At 58.9% G+C, this 22474-nt stretch carries 22 protein-coding genes; all 22 read right to left on the bottom strand.

The features are described 5' to 3' along the window. Positions 1 to 188: 188 nt before the first annotated feature. The 22 genes from ACIOVB_RS21260 to rfbF all read right to left on the bottom strand — a co-directional run bounded on the left by ACIOVB_RS21260 (position 189) and on the right by rfbF (position 22229). Positions 189 to 485: a flagellar protein FliT gene (locus tag ACIOVB_RS21260; protein WP_187677374.1), complete on the bottom strand. Its 297-nt coding sequence runs from the start codon at positions 483 to 485 to the stop codon at positions 189 to 191. Between the two features lie 10 nt (positions 486 to 495). Further along, complete coding sequence (gene fliS, locus ACIOVB_RS21255) at positions 496 to 891, bottom strand: flagellar export chaperone FliS (protein WP_401271071.1); 396 nt, start codon at positions 889 to 891, stop codon at positions 496 to 498. Between the two features lie 128 nt (positions 892 to 1019). Next, the gene (gene fliD, locus ACIOVB_RS21250; protein ID WP_401271068.1) at positions 1020 to 2450 is read right to left on the bottom strand and encodes a flagellar filament capping protein FliD; all 1431 of its coding nucleotides are present in this window, start codon (positions 2448 to 2450) and stop codon (positions 1020 to 1022) included. 82 nt (positions 2451 to 2532) lie between these two features. Beyond that, positions 2533 to 2898: a flagellar protein FlaG gene (locus ACIOVB_RS21245; protein ID WP_187677371.1), complete on the bottom strand. Its 366-nt coding sequence runs from the start codon at positions 2896 to 2898 to the stop codon at positions 2533 to 2535. A gap of 74 nt (positions 2899 to 2972) precedes the next feature. Further along, positions 2973 to 3824 carry a flagellin domain-containing protein gene (locus ACIOVB_RS21240; protein ID WP_123465735.1) on the bottom strand — a complete coding sequence of 284 codons (852 nt, stop codon included), beginning with the start codon at positions 3822 to 3824 and terminating at the stop codon, positions 2973 to 2975. 252 nt (positions 3825 to 4076) lie between these two features. Beyond that, positions 4077 to 4340 (bottom strand): hypothetical protein, encoded by a 264-nt coding sequence (locus tag ACIOVB_RS21235; RefSeq protein WP_187677370.1) that lies wholly within the window; start codon positions 4338 to 4340, stop codon positions 4077 to 4079. Further along, positions 4337 to 5629 (bottom strand): motility associated factor glycosyltransferase family protein, encoded by a 1293-nt coding sequence (locus ACIOVB_RS21230; protein WP_401271063.1) that lies wholly within the window; start codon positions 5627 to 5629, stop codon positions 4337 to 4339. Before ACIOVB_RS21230 ends, ACIOVB_RS21235 begins: the two co-directional genes overlap by 4 nt. 92 nt (positions 5630 to 5721) lie before the next feature. Further along, entirely contained in the window at positions 5722 to 6648 is a 927-nt protein-coding gene (locus ACIOVB_RS21225; RefSeq protein WP_401271060.1) for a ketoacyl-ACP synthase III, read from the bottom strand. Positions 6649 to 6876: 228 nt separating this feature from the next. Next, positions 6877 to 7929, bottom strand: coding sequence for a pseudaminic acid synthase (gene pseI / locus ACIOVB_RS21220; protein WP_401271057.1), 1053 nt, complete (start codon positions 7927 to 7929; stop codon positions 6877 to 6879). Continuing rightward, entirely contained in the window at positions 7926 to 9428 is a 1503-nt protein-coding gene (gene pseG / locus ACIOVB_RS21215; RefSeq protein ID WP_401271055.1) for a UDP-2,4-diacetamido-2,4,6-trideoxy-beta-L-altropyranose hydrolase, read from the bottom strand. Before pseG ends, pseI begins: the two co-directional genes overlap by 4 nt. Further along, positions 9425 to 10120 carry a pseudaminic acid cytidylyltransferase gene (pseF, locus tag ACIOVB_RS21210; RefSeq protein WP_401271053.1) on the bottom strand — a complete coding sequence of 232 codons (696 nt, stop codon included), beginning with the start codon at positions 10118 to 10120 and terminating at the stop codon, positions 9425 to 9427. The genes pseG and pseF overlap by 4 nt, the downstream gene beginning before the upstream one ends. Beyond that, a complete protein-coding gene (locus tag ACIOVB_RS21205; protein WP_401271050.1) occupies positions 10117 to 10737 on the bottom strand; it encodes a pseudaminic acid biosynthesis-associated methylase in 621 nt (206 codons plus the stop codon). Before ACIOVB_RS21205 ends, pseF begins: the two co-directional genes overlap by 4 nt. A 31-nt stretch (positions 10738 to 10768) precedes the next feature. Next, positions 10769 to 11926 (bottom strand): UDP-4-amino-4,6-dideoxy-N-acetyl-beta-L-altrosamine transaminase, encoded by a 1158-nt coding sequence (pseC, locus tag ACIOVB_RS21200; RefSeq protein ID WP_401271047.1) that lies wholly within the window; start codon positions 11924 to 11926, stop codon positions 10769 to 10771. Beyond that, positions 11923 to 12924: a UDP-N-acetylglucosamine 4,6-dehydratase (inverting) gene (pseB, locus tag ACIOVB_RS21195; protein WP_401271046.1), complete on the bottom strand. Its 1002-nt coding sequence runs from the start codon at positions 12922 to 12924 to the stop codon at positions 11923 to 11925. Before pseB ends, pseC begins: the two co-directional genes overlap by 4 nt. A 31-nt stretch (positions 12925 to 12955) precedes the next feature. Further along, positions 12956 to 15889 carry a TIGR00180 family glycosyltransferase gene (locus ACIOVB_RS21190; protein ID WP_401271044.1) on the bottom strand — a complete coding sequence of 978 codons (2934 nt, stop codon included), beginning with the start codon at positions 15887 to 15889 and terminating at the stop codon, positions 12956 to 12958. Positions 15890 to 15941: 52 nt separating this feature from the next. Further along, positions 15942 to 16679, bottom strand: a complete 738-nt coding sequence (locus ACIOVB_RS21185) for a cephalosporin hydroxylase family protein (protein ID WP_187677361.1) — start codon at positions 16677 to 16679, stop codon at positions 15942 to 15944. Positions 16680 to 16696: 17 nt separating this feature from the next. Further along, positions 16697 to 17767 carry a class I SAM-dependent methyltransferase gene (locus tag ACIOVB_RS21180; protein ID WP_187677360.1) on the bottom strand — a complete coding sequence of 357 codons (1071 nt, stop codon included), beginning with the start codon at positions 17765 to 17767 and terminating at the stop codon, positions 16697 to 16699. Continuing rightward, on the bottom strand, positions 17764 to 18615 hold the full coding sequence (locus ACIOVB_RS21175) for an NAD-dependent epimerase/dehydratase family protein (protein ID WP_401271042.1): 852 nt from the start codon (positions 18613 to 18615) through the stop codon (positions 17764 to 17766). Before ACIOVB_RS21175 ends, ACIOVB_RS21180 begins: the two co-directional genes overlap by 4 nt. Next, positions 18612 to 19838 carry a methyltransferase domain-containing protein gene (locus ACIOVB_RS21170; RefSeq protein ID WP_401271040.1) on the bottom strand — a complete coding sequence of 409 codons (1227 nt, stop codon included), beginning with the start codon at positions 19836 to 19838 and terminating at the stop codon, positions 18612 to 18614. The genes ACIOVB_RS21175 and ACIOVB_RS21170 overlap by 4 nt, the downstream gene beginning before the upstream one ends. After that, the gene (locus ACIOVB_RS21165; RefSeq protein ID WP_401271037.1) at positions 19835 to 20395 is read right to left on the bottom strand and encodes a dTDP-4-dehydrorhamnose 3,5-epimerase family protein; all 561 of its coding nucleotides are present in this window, start codon (positions 20393 to 20395) and stop codon (positions 19835 to 19837) included. Before ACIOVB_RS21165 ends, ACIOVB_RS21170 begins: the two co-directional genes overlap by 4 nt. Then, complete coding sequence (rfbG, locus tag ACIOVB_RS21160) at positions 20392 to 21474, bottom strand: CDP-glucose 4,6-dehydratase (protein WP_401271035.1); 1083 nt, start codon at positions 21472 to 21474, stop codon at positions 20392 to 20394. The genes ACIOVB_RS21165 and rfbG overlap by 4 nt, the downstream gene beginning before the upstream one ends. Continuing rightward, a complete protein-coding gene (rfbF, locus tag ACIOVB_RS21155) occupies positions 21456 to 22229 on the bottom strand; it encodes a glucose-1-phosphate cytidylyltransferase (RefSeq protein WP_401271033.1) in 774 nt (257 codons plus the stop codon). The genes rfbG and rfbF overlap by 19 nt, the downstream gene beginning before the upstream one ends. Positions 22230 to 22474: the final 245 nt, after the last annotated feature.

Genomic DNA, 22474 nt, shown 5'->3' with positions numbered 1-22474 from the left:
TGGTTTCACGCCACATGCAATAGCAACTTCCCTAGTCAACTCAATGCCCGAAAAATGGGGCAAGCGAGACGCTTGCAGGACACCATGTGCCTGTAGACGCCTGAAATCTGAAATCAGCCACTAGTTAAGTCAAAAAACCGTGCACAGTCAAATTTATGGCGCACATATCTGGATTAACTGGGGGTTAATTAACCAAACAGATGGTAAACCTTTGCCGCGTTCTGCGCTTGGGTGATCTGCGACATCTCGTTGGCTATCGCCTGCCGCTCCCCCGTCGCCGCCTCGAGCAGCTTTTTGTAAACCCCGAGCAATTCCTCAAGGTTATCGCGCAACGCGGCCTCGTCCACCGAAGCTTCACTCAAGACGTCTTCCATGCAGGAACGGCAAGCCAGATCCAGCTCGCCAATAGCTTCCCAGTTGCGCTCGGCCAGAGCACCGACCAGAGCCTCGCGGGTTTCTTCGATTCGCTGCAATACAAGACTCATGGTGATCTCCTTAAAACTGTGGAGCCGGCGTGCCTATGGCATCCCAGCCGTCCTTGACCGTGCGCAGCAGGTCAGCGACTTCGTCGAGGATCTTTGGATCGGTCTTGGCGTTGGCTTCGGTAAGACGCTTCATCATGTATTCATAGAGATTGGCCAACTCGCCAACCTGCTCCGACCGATTATCCAGATCAAGCCCTTCAAGCAGACCACCGATGATGCCGATGGCTTTGCCGATCAGGATGCCCTTGTTCGGGATATCCTTGCGCTCGATGGCACCTTTGGCCTGGGCAATACGATCAAGACCACCTTCCATCAGCATCTGCACCAGACGATGCGGGCTGGCTTCGGAAGTCTGCGCCTGAGCGCCAATCTTCTGGTATTGGCGAAGGGCTAACATCGGATTCATGTTCTACCTCATCAAATTTCTGTGGGACGCATATCAAGGGTATCGACGATGCGTCAAAAAACTTTAGATTGAAATACAAAAAGCCCGGAGCGTAGAAAAACGCTGCCGGGCTTTTGGCGTTTCAGGCCTTAGCCTTTCTGTTGAGCGGTCAACGCCTCGAACATCGAAGTGATGTTGCTGGCGGTGGCCTTCAGCTTGCCGACAAGGGTGTCCATGTCGTTGTACTTTTTGGTCAGTACAGCGGTCAGGGTTTCGATACGACGATCGAGCGCAGCCTGATCATTGGTCAGTTTGGTCTTGGTCTTGTTCAGACTGGTGGTGCGCTGATCCAGAATCCCGCCAGTAGTGGAGAACGGCGTAATCGCTTTTTGCATGCGCTTGAGCAGACCGTTGTCAGAACCCAACTCGCCAACGAACATCTTCTGGACTTCGCCACCCAGCTTCTTGTCATTCATGGCAGCGGTGAACTTGGTGCTGTCAAAAGAGAGCGCACCGGTTTTCTGATCGGTGGTAATGCCCAGTTGCGCCAGAACGGTCAGCTTGTCGCCCGAACCGGTTTGCGACAGCGGCTCACGGATGGCCGACAGGATCGAACGCGGCAAGGCGTCGCCAGTCAGAGCCGCCGCAACGGTCGGCTTGCCATCATCGTCCAGGGAAGGCTTGGTCAGCGCAGTGATGCCGTTGGCCAGAGCATTGTAGGCATCGACGAACTTCTGAATGGAAGCCTTCAAGCCATCGTTGTTGCTGGCGACGGTGACAGTGGAGGTACCGGTCGCTACCAGATTCAAGGTCAGGCCGGAAACAGCCTTGTCGACGGTATTGCTCTTGCTGGTCAGGGCCATGCCGTCGATGGTGAATTCGGCATCGATCGCCAGAGCACCAATGGAACCCGCGGAAGTCGCCGTCATCGGCGAGCCGCTGGTGCCAATCACGGTACTGCCATTGATGGCCAGCTCGGAAATTCCGCTGACGGAAATATCGGAACCCGCACCCGTGGTAGTAGAACCCAATACCAGACGCGAACCAAAGGAGTCAGTGACGATGTTGGCACTGATGCCTGCGCTCTTGAGCTTGTCGTCACCGTTGATCGAGTCGCGCACCGATTGCAGTGTCGCCCCAGCCTTGATGTCGAGGTTATATGTGCCAGTACCCTGCTTGATGGTCAGCGTGCCAGCCGTAATCGGACTGGTGTTACCACCTGCAAAAGCGGCACTGGCAACCTTCGAGGAGGTGGCCAGCTTGCCGACGGTCACAACGTAGTTACCATTGACCGCCGTGTTGCCGGCAGTGGCGCCGAGGATCTTTGGATCAGAAGAGGTTGCAGCAAAACCCGGAAACTGCGGATTGGAGAGACTGCCCAGATCCGTCAAGGTCTGGGTGAAAGCCGTCATCAACGACTTCAAGGTACCAATACCGGAAATGCTTGAGGTGTTGGTCGCAGTCCCACGGTCGATTTGACCTTGCTTGGCCGCTTTGTCAGCGTTTACCAGAGCTTTGACGATAGCACCGGTATCAAGGCCGGAGCCTAAACCCGTGCCCGGTAGAATTGGACTTGCCATGTGGAACTCCCTTAAGTGTGTCGCCGGTCTTTTGACCACTACAACGCCCAAAAGAACATAGCAACAAAATTCGTGCCAGCTGTCAGACTTTAGCGCTGAACAACAGGCTGCTTGCATCATTCAAACTGTTTGCCAGTTTCAGCACTTCTTCGTTGGGGATCTGACGGATCACCTCACCGGATTCGCTGGCAATCACTTTGACCACTACTTTGCCTGAAGGCTCATCGATCGAGAACTCCAGATTGCGCTTGACCGACTGCACAAACTTTTCGATTTCCTGAACGGCCATCTTCAGTTTTTCCTGCTCGGTCTGATCGCTTTTGCGTTCATCCTTGACGATAGCTACCGGGGCAACCACCGGGCGAGGCTTCTCCGCAGGCTTGTCGGCAACAGTCGTCGCCTGCTTGGCCGCAGGATAAGACAAGTTCAGCTTGGCGCTCATATCCATGTCCATCACCTCTTAAAAAAGTAAAAAGCGAGAGAGCGCGACAAGCGCACTCCCCCGCCAAAACTCACCAGCTATTACTGAAGCAGTTTCAGTACAGCGGATGGCAGTTGGTTGGCCTGAGCCAGAACTGCGGTCGAAGCTTGTTGCAGAGTTTGTTGCTTGGTCAGCTGTGCAGTTTCAGCAGCGAAGTCGGTATCTTGTACGCGACCCAGTGCAGCACTGGCGTTTTCGTTGATGTTTTGCAGGTTGGAGATAGTGCTGGTCAGACGGTTCTGAGCAGCACCGAGGTCCGCACGGCTGGTGTTGATGGTTTTCAGAGCTTTGTCGATCGCGTCGATTGCAGCTTTGGTGCTTGCTTCAGCAGTGGTGCTGTCGGTACCGGTAACAGCGATAGTAGCCGAACCAACGCTCAGAGTTGCAGCGTCGAAGCCGCTGTTCAGAGTGATGGTGATCTGGTTGGTAGCGCCAGTGTTGGAACCAACCTGGAAGGTCATGGTGCCAGCAGTACCGTCGATCAGGTTTTTGCCGTTCAGGTTGGTCGACTTGGCGATACGAGTCAGCTCGTCCGACATGGTCGCGAATTCTTTGTTCAGAGCAGCACGGTCGTCGGTGCCGTTCGAGTCGTTTCGTGCTTGAACAGCCAGTTCACGCATACGCTGCAGAATGTTGGTCGATTCTTGCATCGCGCCTTCAGCGGTCTGAGCGATCGAGATACCGTCGTTGGCGTTTTTGATCGCCATGGTCTGACCACGGATCTGCGAAGTCATACGGGTAGCGATTTGCAGGCCGGCGGCGTCGTCTTTAGCGCTGTTGATTTTCAGGCCGGAAGACAGGCGAGTCATCGAAGTCGACAGAGCGTCGGAAGCACGGTTCAGGTTTTTCTGAACGTTCAACGATGTGACGTTAGTGTTTACTGTTAAAGCCATGACGAATTCCTCGTTGGTTGGGTACTGCGGCTTCCGGCCCTGGCAACCGCCGGGTATGGCCTAGAGAACCTTCGTAATAGTTATCGTCGGGATTGGGACTTGCTTTAGGGGATTTTCGAAAAAAATTGCCATCAGACGGCCACCCCTCGTAAATCAAGGACTTGGCGGCCGTCGACAAACGAAAAAATGGCGTCAGGAATACGCCGGAAGCTCAAGATCGGGAGCCAGAACCGACGAGTGGGGAGAAGTTGTCTAAACGGACAGACTGTCCGTGATCAGTTGAGTCAATTCGTATTCGAGGTAATCCGCCAGTGCCAGCCAGTTTTGCGCCTCCTGACATTCCAGCATCAGACTGAGAACCTGCAGCCATTGGTGTTGATTATCCGCACCCGCTTGATCGAAGGATGGTTGCAGCGCAGCGGCCAGATCAATCATCGCCAACCCTGCCTCAACGTCACGCCCCAGCCGGAACAACGTCGCACACTGCTGTGCCTGCTCGACAAACATTGCACTCATAGCGCCAACTCCGGATGAAAGGCGGTCCCGGCAATGATCGCCCCGGCCCGACTGCTGTTGTAAAAGCGCACCTGAGGATGCCCGGCGATAAAGCGCTCCAGTTCGCACAGATAGCTACGGAAGTTGAGTTGGGTTTTGATGCGTTGGCCGTGGCCATCGAGCACCCAGTGTTTCGCCGCACCGAGTTGAGGTCCCAGTTCACCGTCATTCCAGCCGGCATGGGTCTTGTCGCCCGGGAAGGCAAAGTCGGCACCGAACAGGGTGATTTCCCCGGCACCCATTTTCACCGCCAGATCCACTGCAGGGTGGATCACGCTACCGCCCCCATGCAATTCACCTCTGGGAAATTGCTGGCGCAAGGCCTGATAGATCGGACTAGGTGAATAGGCTACATAGCGCGGGCCTTGCCAGGCACTCAACACTGACGGATCGACCATGGGCATATACACCAGACGAATGGCGCTCGTGCCGGCCGGTGGCAAGTGACGCTCGGCAATGCGCTGATCGATCGTAACCACGATGTCGGGGCGAATCCCCTGTTCAAGCAACGGTCTATACGCGGTGTCGACACAGATAAACAGCGGCCGTGGCTGTTGCTCGCGGATCGTCCGCAATCGCTGGAAGTGCATTTCCAGGCTCGGCCCTGTCGCAATCACAAACACCGGCATGCCCGCGCATGTGCCGAACAGCTCGGCGACATCCGCATCGACGTGCATCAGCGTCTGACTGGCATGCAAGCGTTCGACAATGTGCGCAGCGTGCGGATCGAACTCGCGATTATTGAACGTAAGGTGCGTCTCGCTGATCAGTCGGTCGCGGATTTTCGCGTTGTAGTCGTCTGCCAGCACCAGCTCGGACGGCAAGGCAAAGAAAGGCAGGCAGATTTCCTCGCGATCACCGGCGTAGTGCAACTGGACGCGTGAATCGCCGAGCCACGGTGCTTGATCAAGCAGTTGCAGCACCAGCGAAAACACGGCGCCATTGAGAATGTGCACGTGCAATTGCGCGAGTGCCGGACGTAGCAGCAGCTCGTGTTGCAGATCGCCCAACCCGGCACCGTAGATGTGTAACACCGGGCTGTCGGCTGCCAGGCTTGCGGCCTGCACCTGCGCTTCACGCATACGGTCATGCCGACTGGTCAACTGAATGCCATTGACGCTCAAGGTCGAGCCCAGTCCTTCCACCAGATCGGCCTGCAACGAGCTCGGGTCTTCGCTCAGCAGACGCGCAGCCACCGCAGGCCAGCGCTTTTCGATGATCTGGATATTGGATTGAAAAAACTCGCTCATGGCGCCTCGCCTGACATCCGGGCAAAAAAATAGCGCTCAAGGTTACACCTTGAGCGCTTTTTTGTGCCGCGTTTTATAGAAAATCAGATGACTCAGGGACGATAGATGATCGCCGAACCCCAAGACAAACCAACGCCGAAACCACTGATCGCAACGCGACTCCAGTCAGAATCGAGCACGTGTTTTTCCAGCAGCAACGGAACACTCGACGACACGGTATTGCCGGTCTCGACCATGTCCTTGATGAACTTCTCCGGCTCGCCTTCGAAGCGCCGCGCCACCGCATCGACAATTGCCGCACTGCCCTGGTGAATGCAGAACGCATCGATGTCGTCAGCCTTGAGGCCGGAATCGTCGAGCAATTCATGCAGATGCGCCGGGACTTTGAGCAGCGCGAAGTTGAACACCTGACGACCGTTCATGAAGAACACACCATTGCTGACCTTAAGGTGCGGAGCGCCGGAGCCGTCAGTGCCGAACTTGGCTTTACCCAACGCCCAGGTCGGATCTTCGCCCATCCAGGTGGCGGTGGCGGCATCGCCGAAGAGCATGGTGGTGTTGCGATCTTCCGGGTCGACGATCTTCGAATAAGGGTCAGCGGTGATCAGCAAGCCGTTCTTCAGGCCTGCGGCTTCCATGAAGCCCTTGATCGCATAGATGCCGTAGACGTAACCGGAGCAGCCCAAGGAAATATCGAACGCCGCGACATTGGTCGGCAGACCGAGCTTGTCCTGCACGATCGCGGCAGTATGCGGCAGGCCTTCTTCGTCACCGTTCTGAGTGACGACGATCAGCGCGTCGATCGACTCACGTTTCAGCTCAGGGTTGCTGGCAAACAGCGCATTGGCCGCTTCAACGCACAGATCGGAGGTTTCTTGTTCAGCGTCTTTGCGCGGCAGGAATGCCGAGCCGATCTTGCCAAGGATGAAGTCTTCATCCTTCTCGAATTTTGCACCTTGTGCGTAATTGTCCACGCCGGCTACAGGAACGTAGCTCGCAATGCTTTTTATGCCAATCATTACGGCTTCCCAATCAAAAACAGCCCAAAACCACCGCTCGCAAGGATTCGAGGGGCGCCGACAAACAGAAAATGGCTGCCACAACGGGCAACCAGAGGGGGAGCGCAAAGGGCTATCACTGGAACCGATAAAGGGCCAGGCGCCATCTCCCCGATCAATACAATACAGTGAAGATGCGCGTTATGACTCGCAGGTCACGCTATTTTGCCGAATCGGCTGTAGATCGGGTTATTCGACCAACGACCAATCCAGCGGCGTACCGCGCTTGATCGCGGCGCGAGCGTGGCGCCCGAGAACCGCATCGGTGTGCTTGGGCGGCAGACCGAGACCGGGGCGGATGGCACGCAGATTGGCAGCGGTGAAGGCCTCGCCCGCCGCCATGTCGGCGGTGACGTACAGCGAACGGCGGTAGACCAGCGACTTGCGCTCGGCCTCGGTGGGGCCGTATTGCACTTGGCCCATGGCCTGCCAGGCACGCTCGGTCTCAAGCACCAGACTGGCCATTTCCGCAGGTTCCAGCGAAAAACTGGCATCCACCCCACCTGCCGAACGGTCGAGGGTGAAGTGTTTTTCCACCACCGTTGCACCGAGCGCCACAGCAGCGACCGACACGCCGACGCCCATCGAGTGGTCAGACAGCCCGACCTCGCATCCAAACAGCTCACGCAGATGCGGGATCGTGCGCACGTTGCTGTTAAGCGGTGTCGCCGGATAAGTGCTGGTGCACTTGAGCAACACCAGATCCTTGCAGCCGGCCTCACGGGCAGCGCGCACGGTTTCATCGAGCTCTGCGATGCTGGCCATGCCGGTAGAAATAATCAGCGGCTTGCCAGTGGCGGCGACACGACGAATCAACGGCAGATCAGTATTTTCGAAACTGGCAATCTTGTAGGCCGGCACATCGAGGCTTTCGAGAAAATCCACCGCGCTGTCATCGAACGGCGTCGAGAACGCGAGCATCCCCAGTTCTTTCGCGCGGGCAAAGATCGGCGCATGCCACTCCCACGGCGTATGGGCCTTTTCATACAAATCGTAGAGCGAAGTGCCCGCCCACAGGCTGCCCGGATCCTTGATAAAGAACTCACCCTCTGCCAGGTCCAGTGTCATGGTCTGGGCCGTATAGGTTTGCAGTTTCAGCGCATGCGCCCCGGCCTTGGCCGCCGCCTCGACGATTTGCAGAGCAACGTCCAGCGACTGGTTATGGTTGCCGCTCATCTCGGCAATGATGAACGGCGGCGCGTCGGCACCGATCAGGCGATTGCCAATCTTGAAACTGCTCATTTGCGGTGATCCTTCAAAACACGGGTGAACGCGCAGGCACTTTGAGTGAACCCGGCGTCGCGAAAAACATTCAGTGAGGCCTGGTTGGCCGGCAACACTTGAGCGATGATCGCGCTCATCTGCGGCCAATGTGCAGAGGCGAACGCTTCGCCCTGCGCCAACAGTGCACCGCCCCAGCCGAGACCAAAACGCCCTTGCAGCAAATACAGCGAGACCTCCGCGTCAAAACCACGCAAGTCATAGCGCAGAACGCCGACCGGGCCGTCATCGCCTTCAGCGACCAACAGCAGCCGCTGAGGGTTACGCAAGCTCGCAGTCAGCCAGTCCAGATGTTGCTTCCAGTCGATAACGCCAGCATCCAGTGACCAGCGGCGTACCGCCTCGGCATTGCGTCCGTCAAACAACAACTGCGCGTCGTCCAGCGTGGCCGGGCGCACCTTGAGCACCGCGCCCGCCAATGCCGCCGCAACCCGCAGCGCGCCGCGCCCGTCGACCAATTGCCGCGAACGTTCCGCCAGGCTTTGGCGCAGATAAACATTGTCGACGACCAAGCCGATGGCTTGGCGCAATTGCTCGACACTGACCTGCTCGCGGGCGCCCATGAACACATGCGCGCCAGCCGCCGCCATGACTTCGCCGTTGGCCTGCTGATTATTCGACACGGCTATGCAGATCGTTGGCAGCCCCAGTGCCGCGCGCTCCCAACTGGTGCCACCGCCGGCGCCGATAAACAAATCGGCCTCGGTCATGCGTTGATGGAAATCGCTGACAAAACTGTGCAATCGCCAATTCGGCCGTGTCTCGGCCAGGGCCTGCATCTGTGCCCATGCCGGGTTGTCGGCGCCGGCGACGAAATCCACTTCGAGCTCGGGAAAATCCGCCAGCGCCAGCATCGCGTGATGAGTCTGCATCGCCGCGTCGAAACCGCCGAAATTCACCAATACCCGCCGAGCCTTGGACTTGATCTCGATGGCTGGGCAAATGAACTCCTCGCGCAGCATGGCAAAACGCGGACCAAGCAATGTGCGACAACCGTCAGGCAACAGCGGCGCGTAATTCTCGCTCAGGCCGGAGAGGTTCTGATTGAGCAGCAGGTCAACGCTGTAGCACCGAGTGGCCAGATCATCCACTGCTGCAATCCGTGACGCCCAACGCCGGGCCGCCGTTTGCCAGTGATGATCGAGGCCATAGTGGTCGGCAATGATCCAGTCGAACCCTTCATGGCCGTCGAGCAATACATCCAGTGCATCAATGTCCGCTTGCCACGGCAGCATCGATTCGATGGCCTGCTGTGGATCTTCTTCGGCATAGCGTTCGGGTAATGCGAGCGTCTCGAAACCCTCTGCCTGCAACGCATCAAGCCGGTGCCCCGGCAAGCGCCGACAGGCAAATGCGACGTGACTGCCCTGCTTGCGCAACACCCGGGCCAGCGTCAGGCAACGGGCAATGTGACCACTGCCGATGGTCGGCGACGCGTCCGCACGGATCAGCACTCTCATTGCACTTCCCCGCCAGCCTTGAGCGCGGCGTAGAGGTATTCGGCGCGTTTCCAGTCTTCGACGGTGTCGATGTCCTGCACCAGATGCCGAGGCAGGATTACCGGCAGACTGGCTGGCGAATACAACACCTCACCGCGCAGCCATGCCTGGCATCGGCCCCAGTAGAACTGACCGGCATCCTGGAATGCTTCAGGCAGATCCTGCGAGCGGGTATTACGAAACTCCGGATACAACGCCGTCAGCGCACCCTGCCCGTCCAGCGTCAACGCGCGCTGCACGGGAAAACCAAAGCTGCAAACAGAAAACGCGAAGGACTTGTCGCACTGCTGCTCCAGCAATTCGAAGCCTTCACGCAGAAACCGCGCCTGCAACAACGGCGCCGTGGCATAGACGCAACAGGCGTAATCAAACGCTGGCAGTTGCTGCAAGGCATGCACGATCACTGCTGCCGTGCCGGTGAAATCATCGGCCAGATGCGCAGGACGCAAAAATGGCACCGTGGCGCCATGAGCCCGCGCGAGCTCGGCGATTTCTTCGTCGTCAGTACTGACCACAACCTCGTCGAACAATCCCGAGTCCAGCACCGTGCGAATCGAACGGACAATCATCGGCACGCCATCGAACGGCGCAAGATTCTTACGCGGGATGCGTTTGCTGCCCCCGCGGGCCGGGATGATTGCAACGTTGCTCAAGGGCGTTTTTCCAGAAGGAACCAGGTGACGTCGTCAGCAGGAAATTGCCAGTCACGGTGATACACGAAGCCGTAATCCAGCAGGTGCAGATCAGCGTAGCGATCAAGCATTTCACCGGCGAAATCGCGTTTGAACAGTTTGCCGCTGTTGCCGCGATAGGACACTTCCACCGGCGCCGGATTGTAGTACTCCGCGATCAGGATATAGCGCTGGCTGAGCTCGTACAGCTGCGCGTAGGCCTTCGGCAACAGTTCCGGGGCAAGATGAATCAACACGCCTTTGCTCAGCGTCAGATCGTAGGAGCGCTCGTAGGGAAAGTCGAACAGCGAACCGTGCCAGATCTTTGCGATGTCCAGTGCTTTGGCCTGTGCACAGGCATTGGCGTTGATCTCGACGCCGGACAACTCGCATTGCGGCAACAGTTGATGCAGTGCCTGCAAGTTGTTCCCGACATTGGTACCGAGTTCCAACAGGCTGTCGATCCGCCCCGTTCTTGCCAGCGCCTTGGCAAACAACGCCAGATTGGCCGCCACCAGCGATTGCCCGACGTTGCGCGCAACGTACTCGTTGCCGAAGTCACCCTGCCAGAATTGTTCCTGTTCACTCAGATTGCGCATTGCCATTTCCCATCCACCGCCACAGCGGTGTTCACTCAGTCAACTGTCGCAATTGCTCGACCACATAGTCCTGCTGCTGATCGCTCAGCAAAGGAAACAGCGGCAGGCTGATCGCTTCGGCGTAATAGCGCTCGGCTTCGGGGAAGTTTCCCTCGGCGAAACCCAGGTCGCGATAGTACGGCTGCAAATGCAGTGGAATATAGTGCAGATTCACCCCGACTCCGGCCGCGCGCAAGCCTTCGAAGACCTGGCGGTGGCTGAGATTGATCCGATCGGTCTGCAAGCGGATCACGTACAGATGCCAGGCGGATTCAGCGAGCGGTTGGGCGCTCGGCAAGGTCACGGGCAAATATGTCAGCAAATTCGCGTAACGTGCCGCCAGCTCGCGTCGACGGGCGATGAAACCGTCCAGTTTGTTCAGTTGCGACAAACCGAGCGCGGCCTGCAAGTCGGTGATCCGATAATTGAAGCCCAGTTCCACTTGCTGGTAATACCACGGGCCGTGGCTGGCTTCAGTCATCTGCTGCGGATCGCGGGTCATGCCGTGGCTGCGCAGGCGTTGCAAGCGCTCGGCCAGTTCCGGGCGATTGGTCAAGACCATGCCGCCCTCGGCGCTGGTGATGATCTTCACCGGGTGGAAGCTGAACACGGTCATCGCGGCGAATTCGCCGCACCCGACCGGCCGCCCGGCATAGCTGGCGCCCACTGCATGGGAGGCATCTTCGATGACGGTGAAGTTGTAGCGCTCGGCCAACTCGCCGATCTTGCGCATGTCGCAGCTCTGACCGGAAAACGCCACCGCCACCAGTACTTTTGGCAGTGTGCCGTCCTGCTCGGCCTGATCCAGCTTCGCTGCCAGCGCGAAAGCATCGAGGTTCCAGGTCAGCGGATCGATATCGACAAAATCAACGTCGGCGCCGCAATAACGCCCGCAGTTGGCCGACGCCAGAAAGGTGTTCGGCGTCGTCCACAGGCGGTCGCCCGGGCCAAGTCCGGCCGCCAGACAGGCAATGTGCAGCGCTGCGGTGGCGTTGCACACCGCCACCGCATAATTCGCCTGACAACGTTCGGCCATCGCCTGCTCGAAACGCTCGATGGTCGGACCCTGGGTCAGCCAATCCGACTGCAATACCTCGACCACCGCATCGATGTCAGCCTGATCGAGGCTCTGGCGGCCGTAGGGAATCATGCCGAGAGCTTCGCGTGCAGGTCAGCGATCTGTCCCACCGAGAGGAACTGCGGGTTGGTGTCGGAGCGGTATTCGAAGTCCTCACTCACCGGCTGGCCGCGCTCGCCGAGCTTGTCCAAGGCAAAATCGACATCGACGCTGGTGAAGCGAATCGATGGCTGGATGGTGTAGTGATCCTCGAATTCAAGGGTCATCCGCGCATCGTCCAGCGGCACCATCAGCTCATGGAGTTTTTCCCCCGGACGGATGCCGACGTTTTTATGCGGCAGATGCTCGGCCATGCCCCGGGCCAGATCGACAACGCGGATCGACGGGATCTTCGGCACAAACACTTCACCGCCGTGCATGCGTGCAAAGCTGTCGAGCACGAACTGTACACCATGATCGAGGGTGATCCAGAAACGCGTCATGCGCTCGTCGGTGATCGGCAGCTCGGTGGCCCCGTCGGCGATCAGCTTGCTGAAGAACGGCACCACCGAACCCCGCGAACCGGCCACGTTGCCGTAGCGCACCACGGCAAACCGGGTCTGCTGCTCGCCGGCAATGTTATTGGCGGCGACAAACAGTTTGTCCGACAGCAACTTGGTTGCGCCGTACAGGTTGATCGGGCTGGCAGCCTTGTCGGTGGACAGCGCGACAACTTTCTTCACACCGTTATCGATGGCGGCGGCGATGATGTTTTCAGCGCCGTTGACGTTGGTACGAATGCACTCGGTCGGGTTGTATTCCGCTGCCGGCACTTGTTTGAGCGCGGCGGCGTGAACCACGTAATCGATACCGCGCATGGCTTGACGCAAACGATCGGCGTCGCGCACATCGCCGAGGAAGTAACGCATGCACGGCGCGTTGAACGTCTGCTGCATTTCGTACTGCTTGAGCTCATCGCGGGAGAACACCACCACGCGCTTGGGTTGGTATTGCTCCAACAGGCGACGAATGAAATTACGCCCGAACGAGCCAGTGCCGCCGGAGATGAAAATCGATTTACCGTTGAACATGTCTAGAGTCCTGTTTCCTGTGCACGAGGCGTCAGGCGAGCAACTGCGCCCAGTTCACACTGGACGCAGCGCCGAGAGTAAAGCCCTTGCCGGTCAGGGAAAGGTTCTGGTTGTAAGCCGTGTCTTGAGCGAAGCGAGCCTGCCACTTGTCACGTAGCGCGGCAGCCAGTTGCGGCGCTTCGGGGAGCACGCCCGGATGCTGGATTTGCGCTTGTGGGCACCAGACCGTCAGGTAACCGGCATCGGCTGCTTTCAGACACAGATCAATGTCGGCGAACGCCGTGTCGAAATGTTCTTCATCCAGACCACCGAGTGCTTCGAACAGTGCTTTGCGAATCATCAGACAGGCGCCGGACACCGCCGAATAGTTCTGTTCGACCAGATGGCCGAACAGGTAGCCCGGAGCGTCTTTTTTCTCACCGACGTACGCCGCGCCAAGCAGATCGTTGAGTCCCAGAATCAAGCCACCCTGAGTGGTGACGCCACGTGCATCCTGCAGTTTCGCTCCGACGATCCCGACTTCGGGCCGTTGCGCCTGATTGAGCAGTGCATCAAGCCAGTTGGCATTGACCACTTCGGCGTGCGCGGAAAACAGCACCAGGTATTCACCTTTGGCTTCAGCGCCAGCGAGGTTGTACAACGCCGATTCGCTCAACCGCTCGCTGCTGCGCAGCACCCGAACTCGCTCACCCTTGCCCTCCAGATTGCCCAGCCATTCAGCCAGTTCCGCAGACTGGCTATGGTTGTCGACAATGAGGATTTCGTGGCGCTGATAGCGGGTTCGTTGCAGCAGGCTGACCAGCGCCGACTGCAACGCTTCGAGGTTGTCCTCACTACGCAGAATGATCGACACCAGCGGCCGTTCGCTGTGCTGATAGTCGATTTGCCAGGTTTGCGGCAACGTCGAACCCACTTGGCCGCGGTATCCGCGCTTGGCGAGATGACGTGTCAGGGTCTGACGCTCATGAGCGTTTTCTTCAGCAGGCGGTGCGTCGCAGATCAGCAACGGCTCCGCCAGATGAGCAAGGCCAGCCAGCCCGCCGTCTTCGATCAAGCGCAGCAAAAGGTCGAATTCCAGCGCATCGCTGTACTCGGCGGCGAAGCCTTTGGCCAGAACCAACACATCGCGCTGGAACAACCAGTGTCGCGCCATCATCGACGGCACGGTTTGCAGCAGGTCGAAGTTGCCCCCCGGACGGAACACATCCGCCAGCGCACCGCCCGGCTGACGCTGGATTTCATCCATCGCCACGGCGCGCACTCCTTCGGCCCCCAGTAGTTCAAGGCTTGCACGCAGCAGACCGCTGGCAGTGAACTGGACCCCCGCCTCGGCGAGCATGATCCAGTCGCTACCGATCTGAGGCAGCAGTTGATTGATCCGCTCGACGTAGTTGGTCGTGGTCACTTTGACGAAATGCACGGTATCGCGCACGGTCGTGGTCGCCGGCAACTCCCCGGTGGTGAGTACAACCAGTTTGAACGCCTTGCAATGGCCGCCAACCAGGCTGTCGAAGGTCGTCTGCAGCTTGACCATGTCGGCATCCAGATCCAGCAGGAGAATGCCCATTTGCGGACCGCCGGCATGGCTGGTCAGGTGCCGGGTGATTGCTGGCAGTTGCGCAGGCTCGGGATCACGCGCTTCGAGCCATTGCAGCAGCCGCCCGGTCGGCATGTTTTCGAAAAGCTTGCGCTCCTGTTGCCCCGGTACCGAATTCAAACGCTCCAGCCAGGCCTGTAGCTTCACCCCTTCTTCAGGCTCTTCACTGGCAAGCATGGACTCGGCCAGGCGTTCGACTACCTCGCGATTGAACATGTTCAGGGTCAGCGCTTCCCATAGACGCGCGCGAATCGTCCGTTCATCGTCATTGGGATGAACACGCATCAATTCGTGCTGACGCAGCAACACACCTTCCAGCTCCTGCAATTGCAGGCGCCCGGCAGGCATGGCGTGCAGCAGGAATTCGTACTCGGTCAACAAGTCGAAAACCGGCTTGTTGTAGAACGGCATCTCGACAAATTGCTCGGGCGCGAATGAGCGCACCGGCTCCTGACCCGGCTCAATCCACGCCGAGCGGAAAATCGCTGCACCGGACAGCGAACGCCCCTTGAGCAGGCAGTCAGCCATTTCGGCAAAACTGTTCAGGGCAATCTGCTTGATCGCGGCCGGATCCTGACCACTGAAAGCAGTAGGGATCGACGCCAAAAACTCGGCAAAGCGCTCGCGCTCGGCTACGGTTTTCGCGTCTTGCCAAGTCAGGACCGTCAACACGTTGGTGTTGTGATCAGAGCTGCCGTAGTTGGCTTCGCGCACCGCAAAAGCAATCGGCAGAACCCGCGCCTTGGCGCACGCCAACAGATAAAACGTGTGACCGATTTCCTGCCATTCGAAACTGGTGCCCGCCGGAAGCAAGCTATACCACTGCTTTAGCAGATCGGTTCGGGTCACCGCATAGAACGGCGGCAGGAACTGCCCCATGAATTCCATGACACGGGTTTCCGGCTGTGCCGAGTCATAGTCTTCCTGAATAAGCTTGTCGCGACGGTAATAGGTCACTTCGCTGGCACGGGTCAGGTACATGAACCCGTAGCCGTGGCACAGGCCGTAGTCAGGATTGGCCTGGAGGAAATCCACGGAGGCCGTCAGTGCGTCATGGATCAGGAAATCATCGTCGGCCGCAAACACCATGTACGGCGTAGTCACCTGCTGCACGCCCCAACTGAGCTTTTCCTGCAGGCCTTTGTAGGAGTACTGCGGCAAATGACGATAGTCCACCGACGGAAAATCGACAGCGATGCGATCATCGCCCTGCACCGTCGAATCCAGCACCAGCACCTTGGCCGCGTAGCTGCTGTAGTACTGCAATGTACGACGCAGAAACGCATTGCGGTTGTGGGTGATCACCACCACCGTGAACAGCTCGTTCAGCGGTGTCGTGTTGGTTTGAGTGCTGCTTTGAACCTGCATTTTTCCTATCCCCACAACCGGCCAGACGCCTGATGCCTGAAACTGTTTTTGATTAACGAACGCGACGCAGATAACCGTCCGGCGCCACGGTGATCAGCAGTTTGTTTTGCAGCTGCTGGTCAATCTCGAAATCCTTGTTCTCTTCCAGGTATTTCCATACCGCGGTTTTCGGGTTATCGCCCGGGCCCCATGGACGGTCCGGGAAGAAATCGGCCGGCATGTCTTCAACCACGGTGTCCATGACCACGCAGTAGCTGTCGACCGACACCAGCGGAGCGTACAGACGCAGCTCTTCGAGCACGTGATCGTGGGTGTGGTTGGAGTCGAGCACCAGAATGACTTTCTTGCCGGCGGCTGCGGCTTGCACCTGAGCGGCGATGGCCGCGTCGATGCTCGAACCTTCGATCATCTTGATGCGCTTGGCCATCGGATGGCTTTCGATCGCTTCACGGTTGTGCGGGCGAATATCGAGGTCGATGCCCAGCACTTCGCCGTGGCCTTGCAGCTCCAGCAGGGAGGCGTAGTAGATGATCGAACCGCCGTGGGCGATGCCGCACTCGATAACCAGATCCGGTTTGACCTGCCAGATGATCTCCTGCATCGCCATCATGTCTTGCGGCAACTGAATGATCGGGCGACCCATCCACGAGAAGTGGTAGCTGTACTTGTGTTTGGCCGATTCGTTGAAGAAATCACGGGCCAGGCCAGTGAGTTTCTGGTCGTCACCTTGCTGGGCGATCTGCTCGCGGCATTCGGCTTCAAAGGCTTGGTTAATGCTATTGTCGGTCATGGTCAAAATCTCAATGGTCACTGGAACGAAGCGCTATCGACGGCGTGATAGACGTAGCGTCCACCGGTCATCCGCTTGATTTCTTCGAGGTAATTGGAGTTCATCACAAACAGGTTGGCGCCTTCGGGCAAGGCGTCCATGGCCTCTTGCGGCGAGGACACGCGAGCGCCGCTCAACGGCAGATAACGACCCTGCTTGGCCGGGTTGATATCCACCACACGATCCACCGCCACTCCCGCACGTTGCAGGGCCAGCGAATAGATCACGCCTTTGGAGGAGGCGCCCCAGATCGCCGAACCCTGCTCGGGGGCGGCCTGAATGATCTGCACCGCGCGCTCGAGGCTGGCGGTGAAACCGTCAGGCAGCGTCAGGCGTGGCACCGGTTGTTCCGGGGTCAGGCGCAGCGTTGAGAGGTCGGCGACGATGTACAGGTATTGGCCACCGAACAGGTGACCGGCCTCGTGCACAGTGCCGAACATCCGGCGCAGGTCATCGAGGCGGAAATAATTGACGTGTTCGTAGAACAGGTCGAACCAGGCTTTGTGCTCGAGGATCCAGTCGAAGCACGGCACTTCGATGTAGATCTGCCCGCCCTGATTGGCTTCGGCGATCACCGACAGGAAGCTCAGCGGGTCCTCGATGTGTTCAAGCACATGACGCAGCACGATAGCGTCCGCCGCCAGGCCAAGACCGCGAGTGAACGGTGCCTTGATCACGTCGGCATTTTCGCCTTCATAAGCCGGATCGATGCCGGTGATCGAGTAGCCGAGGCCCTTGAGCAACTCAAGGAAGTAGCCTTTGCCACAGCCAACTTCGATCAGTTCCTGACCCTTGAAGTGTTTGGCGATGATCCCTTCAACGTCGCTCAGGTGCTTCTGGAACTGGCCGGAATGCGCCTGTTCGTTCTGGTAATCGGCGTCGTAGCTGAGTTTGTCGGCGTCGAACGCGGCGTTGAAGATCAAGCCGCTGCGCTCATCCTGCACCAGCAGCATGTCGGCACTGGCCGAGGCCTGCGCCGACTCGGGATCGGCGAAGGTGCGGTTCTGCAGCACCGGCAAATTGGTGACGCGGTACAACTCGTGCCTCATTGCGGCTCTCCCAATAACTGTTGCAAACGCTCGGTCACCGCCCAGAACGCCAGCGGTTCGTGGGATGGGTATGGGTAGTGGCCGAGGTTCAGCTCGATGGACTTGCCGCGCTCACGCAGGCGTTGTTCGACCAGCGCGCGTACCGACACTGGCTGACCGCTGGCGCAATTGATCACGCCATTGAATTCGCGTTGATGCAGGATCGCGGCAAGGTTATCGGCAGCGGTCTTGATCGGCAGAAAGTCGCGCAGTTGTTCGCCGGCAGACATGTTGAACGATGGTTCACCCGCATCGATCGCCCGGTCCAGCGCCGCCAACAGACTGTTAGGGTTCTGCCCTTCTCCATGCAGGTAAAACAGCCGCGCCCATTGCAAGGTGAACGGATGTTCCTGCTGCAGATTCTGCAAAAACAGGTGCAACGTATGCTTGGCCAACCCGTAGGGATTGCTCGGGCGCGGCTCGGCACTTTCGCTTAGCGGCCCGCTCTGCATCCCATATTCAAAGCAGGTACCGGTCACCAGAACCTGCTTCACACCCGCCTCGACCGCGCTTTTGATAAAGCGATAATCGGCCATCAGGTTGTGCTCGAAATGAAACAACGCGCGATAGTTCGGCAACCCCGGCCAGGCCAGATGCGCCAGCGCATCGATATCCTCGGTCAATGCAACGACGTCGAGATCGGCGGCGTGAATATCCGCCGCGACGAATTCGACGTCGTTGATCCACGGCATGCCTTGCGCGGTTTCTGCATTGCGCGCCACGGCTCGCACTGCGCAGCCGCGCGCCAGCAATGCCGCGACCAGATGCCGGCCGACGAAGCCCGTGGCTCCCGTCACCAGCACTTTCACAGCACGCTCAACTCAGGCACGGCGATCACGAAGCGGCCGTCCCATTGACGCACCTGCGCCAGTTGCTGACTGACTTCGTGCAGCAGGTTCCATGGCAGCACCAGCACATAGTCCGGTTTCTCGATGTCGATCTGCGCCGGCGCGACAATCGGGATGCGACTGCCCGGCATGAACTTGCCCTGCTTGTGCGGGTTGGCATCGGCCACCCAAGCCAGCAGGTCGGGTTTGACCCCGGCGTAATTGAGCAAGGTGTTGCCCTTGGCCGCTGCGCCGTAGCCGACCACACGCTTGCCATCGGCCTTGGCCTGCAACAGGAAGCGCAGCAGTTCATGCTTGATGCGTTCGGCAGCCGGCGCGAGGGTCGTGTAGTACGCGGCAGTTTTCACACCCGCATCGAGTTCAGCCTGCAACTGTTGCTGCACTGCCGGTTGTACCGCGCGGCGCTCGCCGTCCTTGCGCTGCACGAACACCCGCAGCGAGCCACCGTGAGTGTTCAACTGGCTGACGTCGAACACTTCCAGACCATTGCGCTCGCACAGGGTCTGCACGGCGGTCAGCGACAGGTAGGAATAGTGCTCGTGATAAAGCGTGTCGAACTGCGCGCCAGCCATCAGCGTCAGCAGTTGCGGGAATTCAAAAGTGGCTACGCCGGCAGGCTTGAGGAGTGCCGCGAAACCGCCCAGAAAATCGTTGATGTCCGGCACATGCGCGAGCACGTTGTTGGCCGCCATCAGGTCGGCGCCCCAGCCCTCGTTTTTCAGCTGCGCGGCCGTGTCGCGACCGAAGAACAGCTCACGAATCTCCAGACCCTTTTCCCGCGCTGCCTGCGCGGTGCTGCGAGTCGGTTCGACGCCCAGGCACGGGATGCCGCGACCGGCGACGTACTGCAACAGATAACCGTCGTTGGCGGCGACTTCAACCACACGGCTTTCAGTGCTCAGGTCAAAGCGTTCGACCATCTCGGCCACATAGCGCTCGGCATGCGCCAGCCAGGTGCTTGAAAACGAACTGAAGTAGGCGTATTCGGCGTCGAACAGGCTGTCGGCGCGGGTGTAGTCCTCGGTCTGCACAAGCCAGCATTGCTCGCACACGGCGACCTTCAATGGCACCCATTGCTCGGCCTGTTCCAGGCGATCGGCATGCACGTAAGCATTGGACGGTGGCGAGGTACCGAGGTCGATCAGCGGCAGACTCAACGGTGCGGCGCACCCACGGCAGTTCATAGACGCACTCCAGCAAAGTGTTGATCGAGCGCGGGATGGCTGGAATCACGCACTGACAAATTATTGACAGGCAACGGCCAGGCAATCGCCAGCCGTGGATCGTTCACCGACAGACCGCCCTCGTGCTCCGGCGCGTAATCGGCGCTGTGCAGGTAGAGCAACTCAGCATCTTCGGTCAGCGTCTGGAAACCGTGGGCGAACCCGGCCGGTATCAACAGGCTGCGACCGTCACCGGCCTTCAGGTGCTCGGCGTGCCAGTGCAGAAAGGTTTCGGAATCGGGACGCAAATCCACCGCCACATCCCAGACTTCACCGCGCAGGCAGGTGATCAGTTTGGCTTCCGGCGCATTCGCGTTTTGATAATGCAGACCACGCACACTGCCCTTCTCGCGGGTGCAGGAATGGTTGATCTGGCGGATGTGAAATTCGCTGCCAAACGCACTCAAACTGCCTTCGCAGAACAGTCGAGCGAAGTGCCCGCGCTGATCTTCGAAGCGTTTGTGCTGGACACTGAACAGTCCGGCCAGCGGCAATGCGTGTAAGGAGAACTCGCTCACAGCGCGCCTCGGTATAGATTCAGTTGGCCGAGAGTGACGGCGCGCATGTCGTCGCCGTTCTGCCACGCCAAATGCCAGTCGAGGGTCTGGGCCAGGCATTGCTGCAAGGTCCAGCGTGGTTGCCAGGCAAGCAGTTGACGTGCGCGGCTGCTGTCCAGACGCAGCAGACCGGCCTCATGCAGTTCGCTCGGTTCGATGCGCAGGCCACGCGCCTGTGGCCAGCCACGGGCGAGCAATTCGACCACTTCGCCGACGCTGCACATATCCGCTTCGCTCGGGCCAAAGTTCCACGCACCGGCGTATTCCGGGCCTTGTTCGTAGAGGCCTGCGGCCAGTTGCAGATACCCAGCCAATGGCTCCAGCGCGTGCTGCCACGGGCGCACGGCTTGCGGGTAGCGCAGGGTCACCGGCTCGTCTGCCGTCCAGGCCTTGAGTACGTCGGGAATCAGTCGTTCCGGGGCGAAATCACCGCCGCCCAAAACGTTGCCGGCACGCGCCGTGGCCAGGGCCAGACCGTGTTCGGCGTACTTTTCAGCCGGGAAGAACGACGCCGCATAAGACTGCGTCAGCAATTCACAGCAAGCCTTGCTGCTGCTGTAAGGATCGTGACCACCGAGGGCTTCGTCCTCGCGGTATGGCCACAGCCATTCCTTGTTGGCGTAGACCTTGTCGGTGGTCACCAGCACGCAGGCGCGCACGCAACCGACCTGACGGATCGCCTCAAGCAGGTTCAACGTGCCCATAACGTTGCTGGAGTAAGTGCCGAGCGGATCACGATAACCTTCACGCACCAGCGGCTGGGCCGCCAGATGCAGGACGATTTCAGGCTCGGTGTCAGCGATGATCTCCAGCAAGGCGCCGAGATCACGCAGATCGCCGCGTTGGTCGTTGATGCCTTCGTGGACCCGCGCCAGTTCGAACAGGCTTGGTTCGGTCGATGGATCGAGGGAAAATCCGCTGACTTGGGCGCCAAGGCTTTGCAGCCACAGGGTCAGCCAGCTGCCTTTGAAACCGGTGTGGCCGGTGACCAGCACACGCTTGCCACGCCAGAAATCAGCACTCAGGCCCATTGCTTCCATGGGGCCTCCCCGCTCATCCACAGCGCTTCGAGATGGTTCTTGTCGCGCAGGGTGTCCATTGGATGCCAGAAACCTTCGTGCTCGAAGGCTTTCAATTGTTCGTCCTCGGCCAGACGGGCCAAAGGTTCGGCTTCCCAGGTCGTCTCGTCACCGCTGATGTACGGCATCACTTTGGGGGAGAGCACGAAGAAGCCGCCGTTGATCCAGCCGCCGTCGCCACGAGGTTTTTCGGTGAAGCCAAGCACCTGATCGCCTTGACGTTCAAGGGCACCGTAGCGACCCGGCGGCTGCACCGCCGTGACGGTCGCGAGACGGCCGTGAGCTTTGTGGTAATCCACAAGCTGAGCGATGTTGATGTCGGAGACGCCGTCGCCGTAGGTGAAGCAGAACGCCTCCTCATCCTTCAGATAACGCGCGGCACGCAGCAGACGGCCACCGGTCATGGTTTCCTCGCCGGTGTCGATCAGCGTGACGCTCCATGGCTCGCTGTAGTTCTGGTGCACGTCCATGCGGTTTTCGCGCATGTTGAAGGTGACGTCGGAGGTGTGCAGGAAGTAATTGGCGAAGAAGTCCTTGATCGCATAGCCCTTGTAGCCAAGGCAGATCACGAAGTCGTGAATTCCGTGGGCGGAATACTGCTTCATGATGTGCCAGAGAATTGGCTTGCCGCCGATCTCGATCATCGGTTTGGGCTTGAGGTGCGACTCTTCACTGATGCGCGTGCCGAGGCCACCCGCCAAAATAACTGCCTTCATCGTCTCCCCTCTTGTTCTTCACCTGACTCGGCCAAGCGGTTGCAGGCCTTTTGGCTAAACCTTTGCCAATCCGGGCGCGGGTCAATGACCGCGAGCGCTCGTTTTATGGCGATTTGAGGGGGACTTGCAGGAAACGCGCCAGCTCGATGGACGCTGCGTCGGCAGTGCGACGGGCATAAAAAAGGGACGAATCCAACAGTGGACTCATCCCTTCATCGCGCACGCCTGAAGTTGAAGGCGTCAAA

It is taken from the genome of Pseudomonas sp. NPDC087639 (assembly GCF_044743385.1).
GTDB lineage: Bacteria > Pseudomonadota > Gammaproteobacteria > Pseudomonadales > Pseudomonadaceae > Aquipseudomonas.
The sequence above is the reverse complement of the archived record's forward strand: the minus strand, read 5'-3'. Positions and strand labels throughout refer to the sequence as shown.

Coding starts and splice junctions, on each gene's coding strand:
- ACIOVB_RS21260 (WP_187677374.1), bottom strand. CDS start 485: ATGAGTCTTGTATTGCAGCGAATCGAAGAAACCCGCGAGGCTCTGGTC.
- ACIOVB_RS21245 (WP_187677371.1), bottom strand. CDS start 2,898: ATGGATATGAGCGCCAAGCTGAACTTGTCTTATCCTGCGGCCAAGCAG.
- ACIOVB_RS21205 (WP_401271050.1), bottom strand. CDS start 10,737: ATGCGCAATCTGAGTGAACAGGAACAATTCTGGCAGGGTGACTTCGGC.
- ACIOVB_RS21180 (WP_187677360.1), bottom strand. CDS start 17,767: ATGAGGCACGAGTTGTACCGCGTCACCAATTTGCCGGTGCTGCAGAAC.
- ACIOVB_RS21170 (WP_401271040.1), bottom strand. CDS start 19,838: ATGAACTGCCGTGGGTGCGCCGCACCGTTGAGTCTGCCGCTGATCGAC.
- ACIOVB_RS21240 (WP_123465735.1), bottom strand. CDS start 3,824: ATGGCTTTAACAGTAAACACTAACGTCACATCGTTGAACGTTCAGAAA.
- fliD (WP_401271068.1), bottom strand. CDS start 2,450: ATGGCAAGTCCAATTCTACCGGGCACGGGTTTAGGCTCCGGCCTTGAT.
- ACIOVB_RS21230 (WP_401271063.1), bottom strand. CDS start 5,629: ATGAGCGAGTTTTTTCAATCCAATATCCAGATCATCGAAAAGCGCTGG.
- rfbG (WP_401271035.1), bottom strand. CDS start 21,474: ATGGAAGCAATGGGCCTGAGTGCTGATTTCTGGCGTGGCAAGCGTGTG.
- pseC (WP_401271047.1), bottom strand. CDS start 11,926: ATGATTCCCTACGGCCGCCAGAGCCTCGATCAGGCTGACATCGATGCG.
- ACIOVB_RS21225 (WP_401271060.1), bottom strand. CDS start 6,648: ATGATTGGCATAAAAAGCATTGCGAGCTACGTTCCTGTAGCCGGCGTG.
- ACIOVB_RS21190 (WP_401271044.1), bottom strand. CDS start 15,889: ATGCAGGTTCAAAGCAGCACTCAAACCAACACGACACCGCTGAACGAG.
- pseI (WP_401271057.1), bottom strand. CDS start 7,929: ATGAGCAGTTTCAAGATTGGCAATCGCCTGATCGGTGCCGACGCGCCG.
- pseB (WP_401271046.1), bottom strand. CDS start 12,924: ATGTTCAACGGTAAATCGATTTTCATCTCCGGCGGCACTGGCTCGTTC.
- ACIOVB_RS21185 (WP_187677361.1), bottom strand. CDS start 16,679: ATGACCGACAATAGCATTAACCAAGCCTTTGAAGCCGAATGCCGCGAG.
- ACIOVB_RS21235 (WP_187677370.1), bottom strand. CDS start 4,340: ATGAGTGCAATGTTTGTCGAGCAGGCACAGCAGTGTGCGACGTTGTTC.
- pseG (WP_401271055.1), bottom strand. CDS start 9,428: ATGAGAGTGCTGATCCGTGCGGACGCGTCGCCGACCATCGGCAGTGGT.
- fliS (WP_401271071.1), bottom strand. CDS start 891: ATGAATCCGATGTTAGCCCTTCGCCAATACCAGAAGATTGGCGCTCAG.
- rfbF (WP_401271033.1), bottom strand. CDS start 22,229: ATGAAGGCAGTTATTTTGGCGGGTGGCCTCGGCACGCGCATCAGTGAA.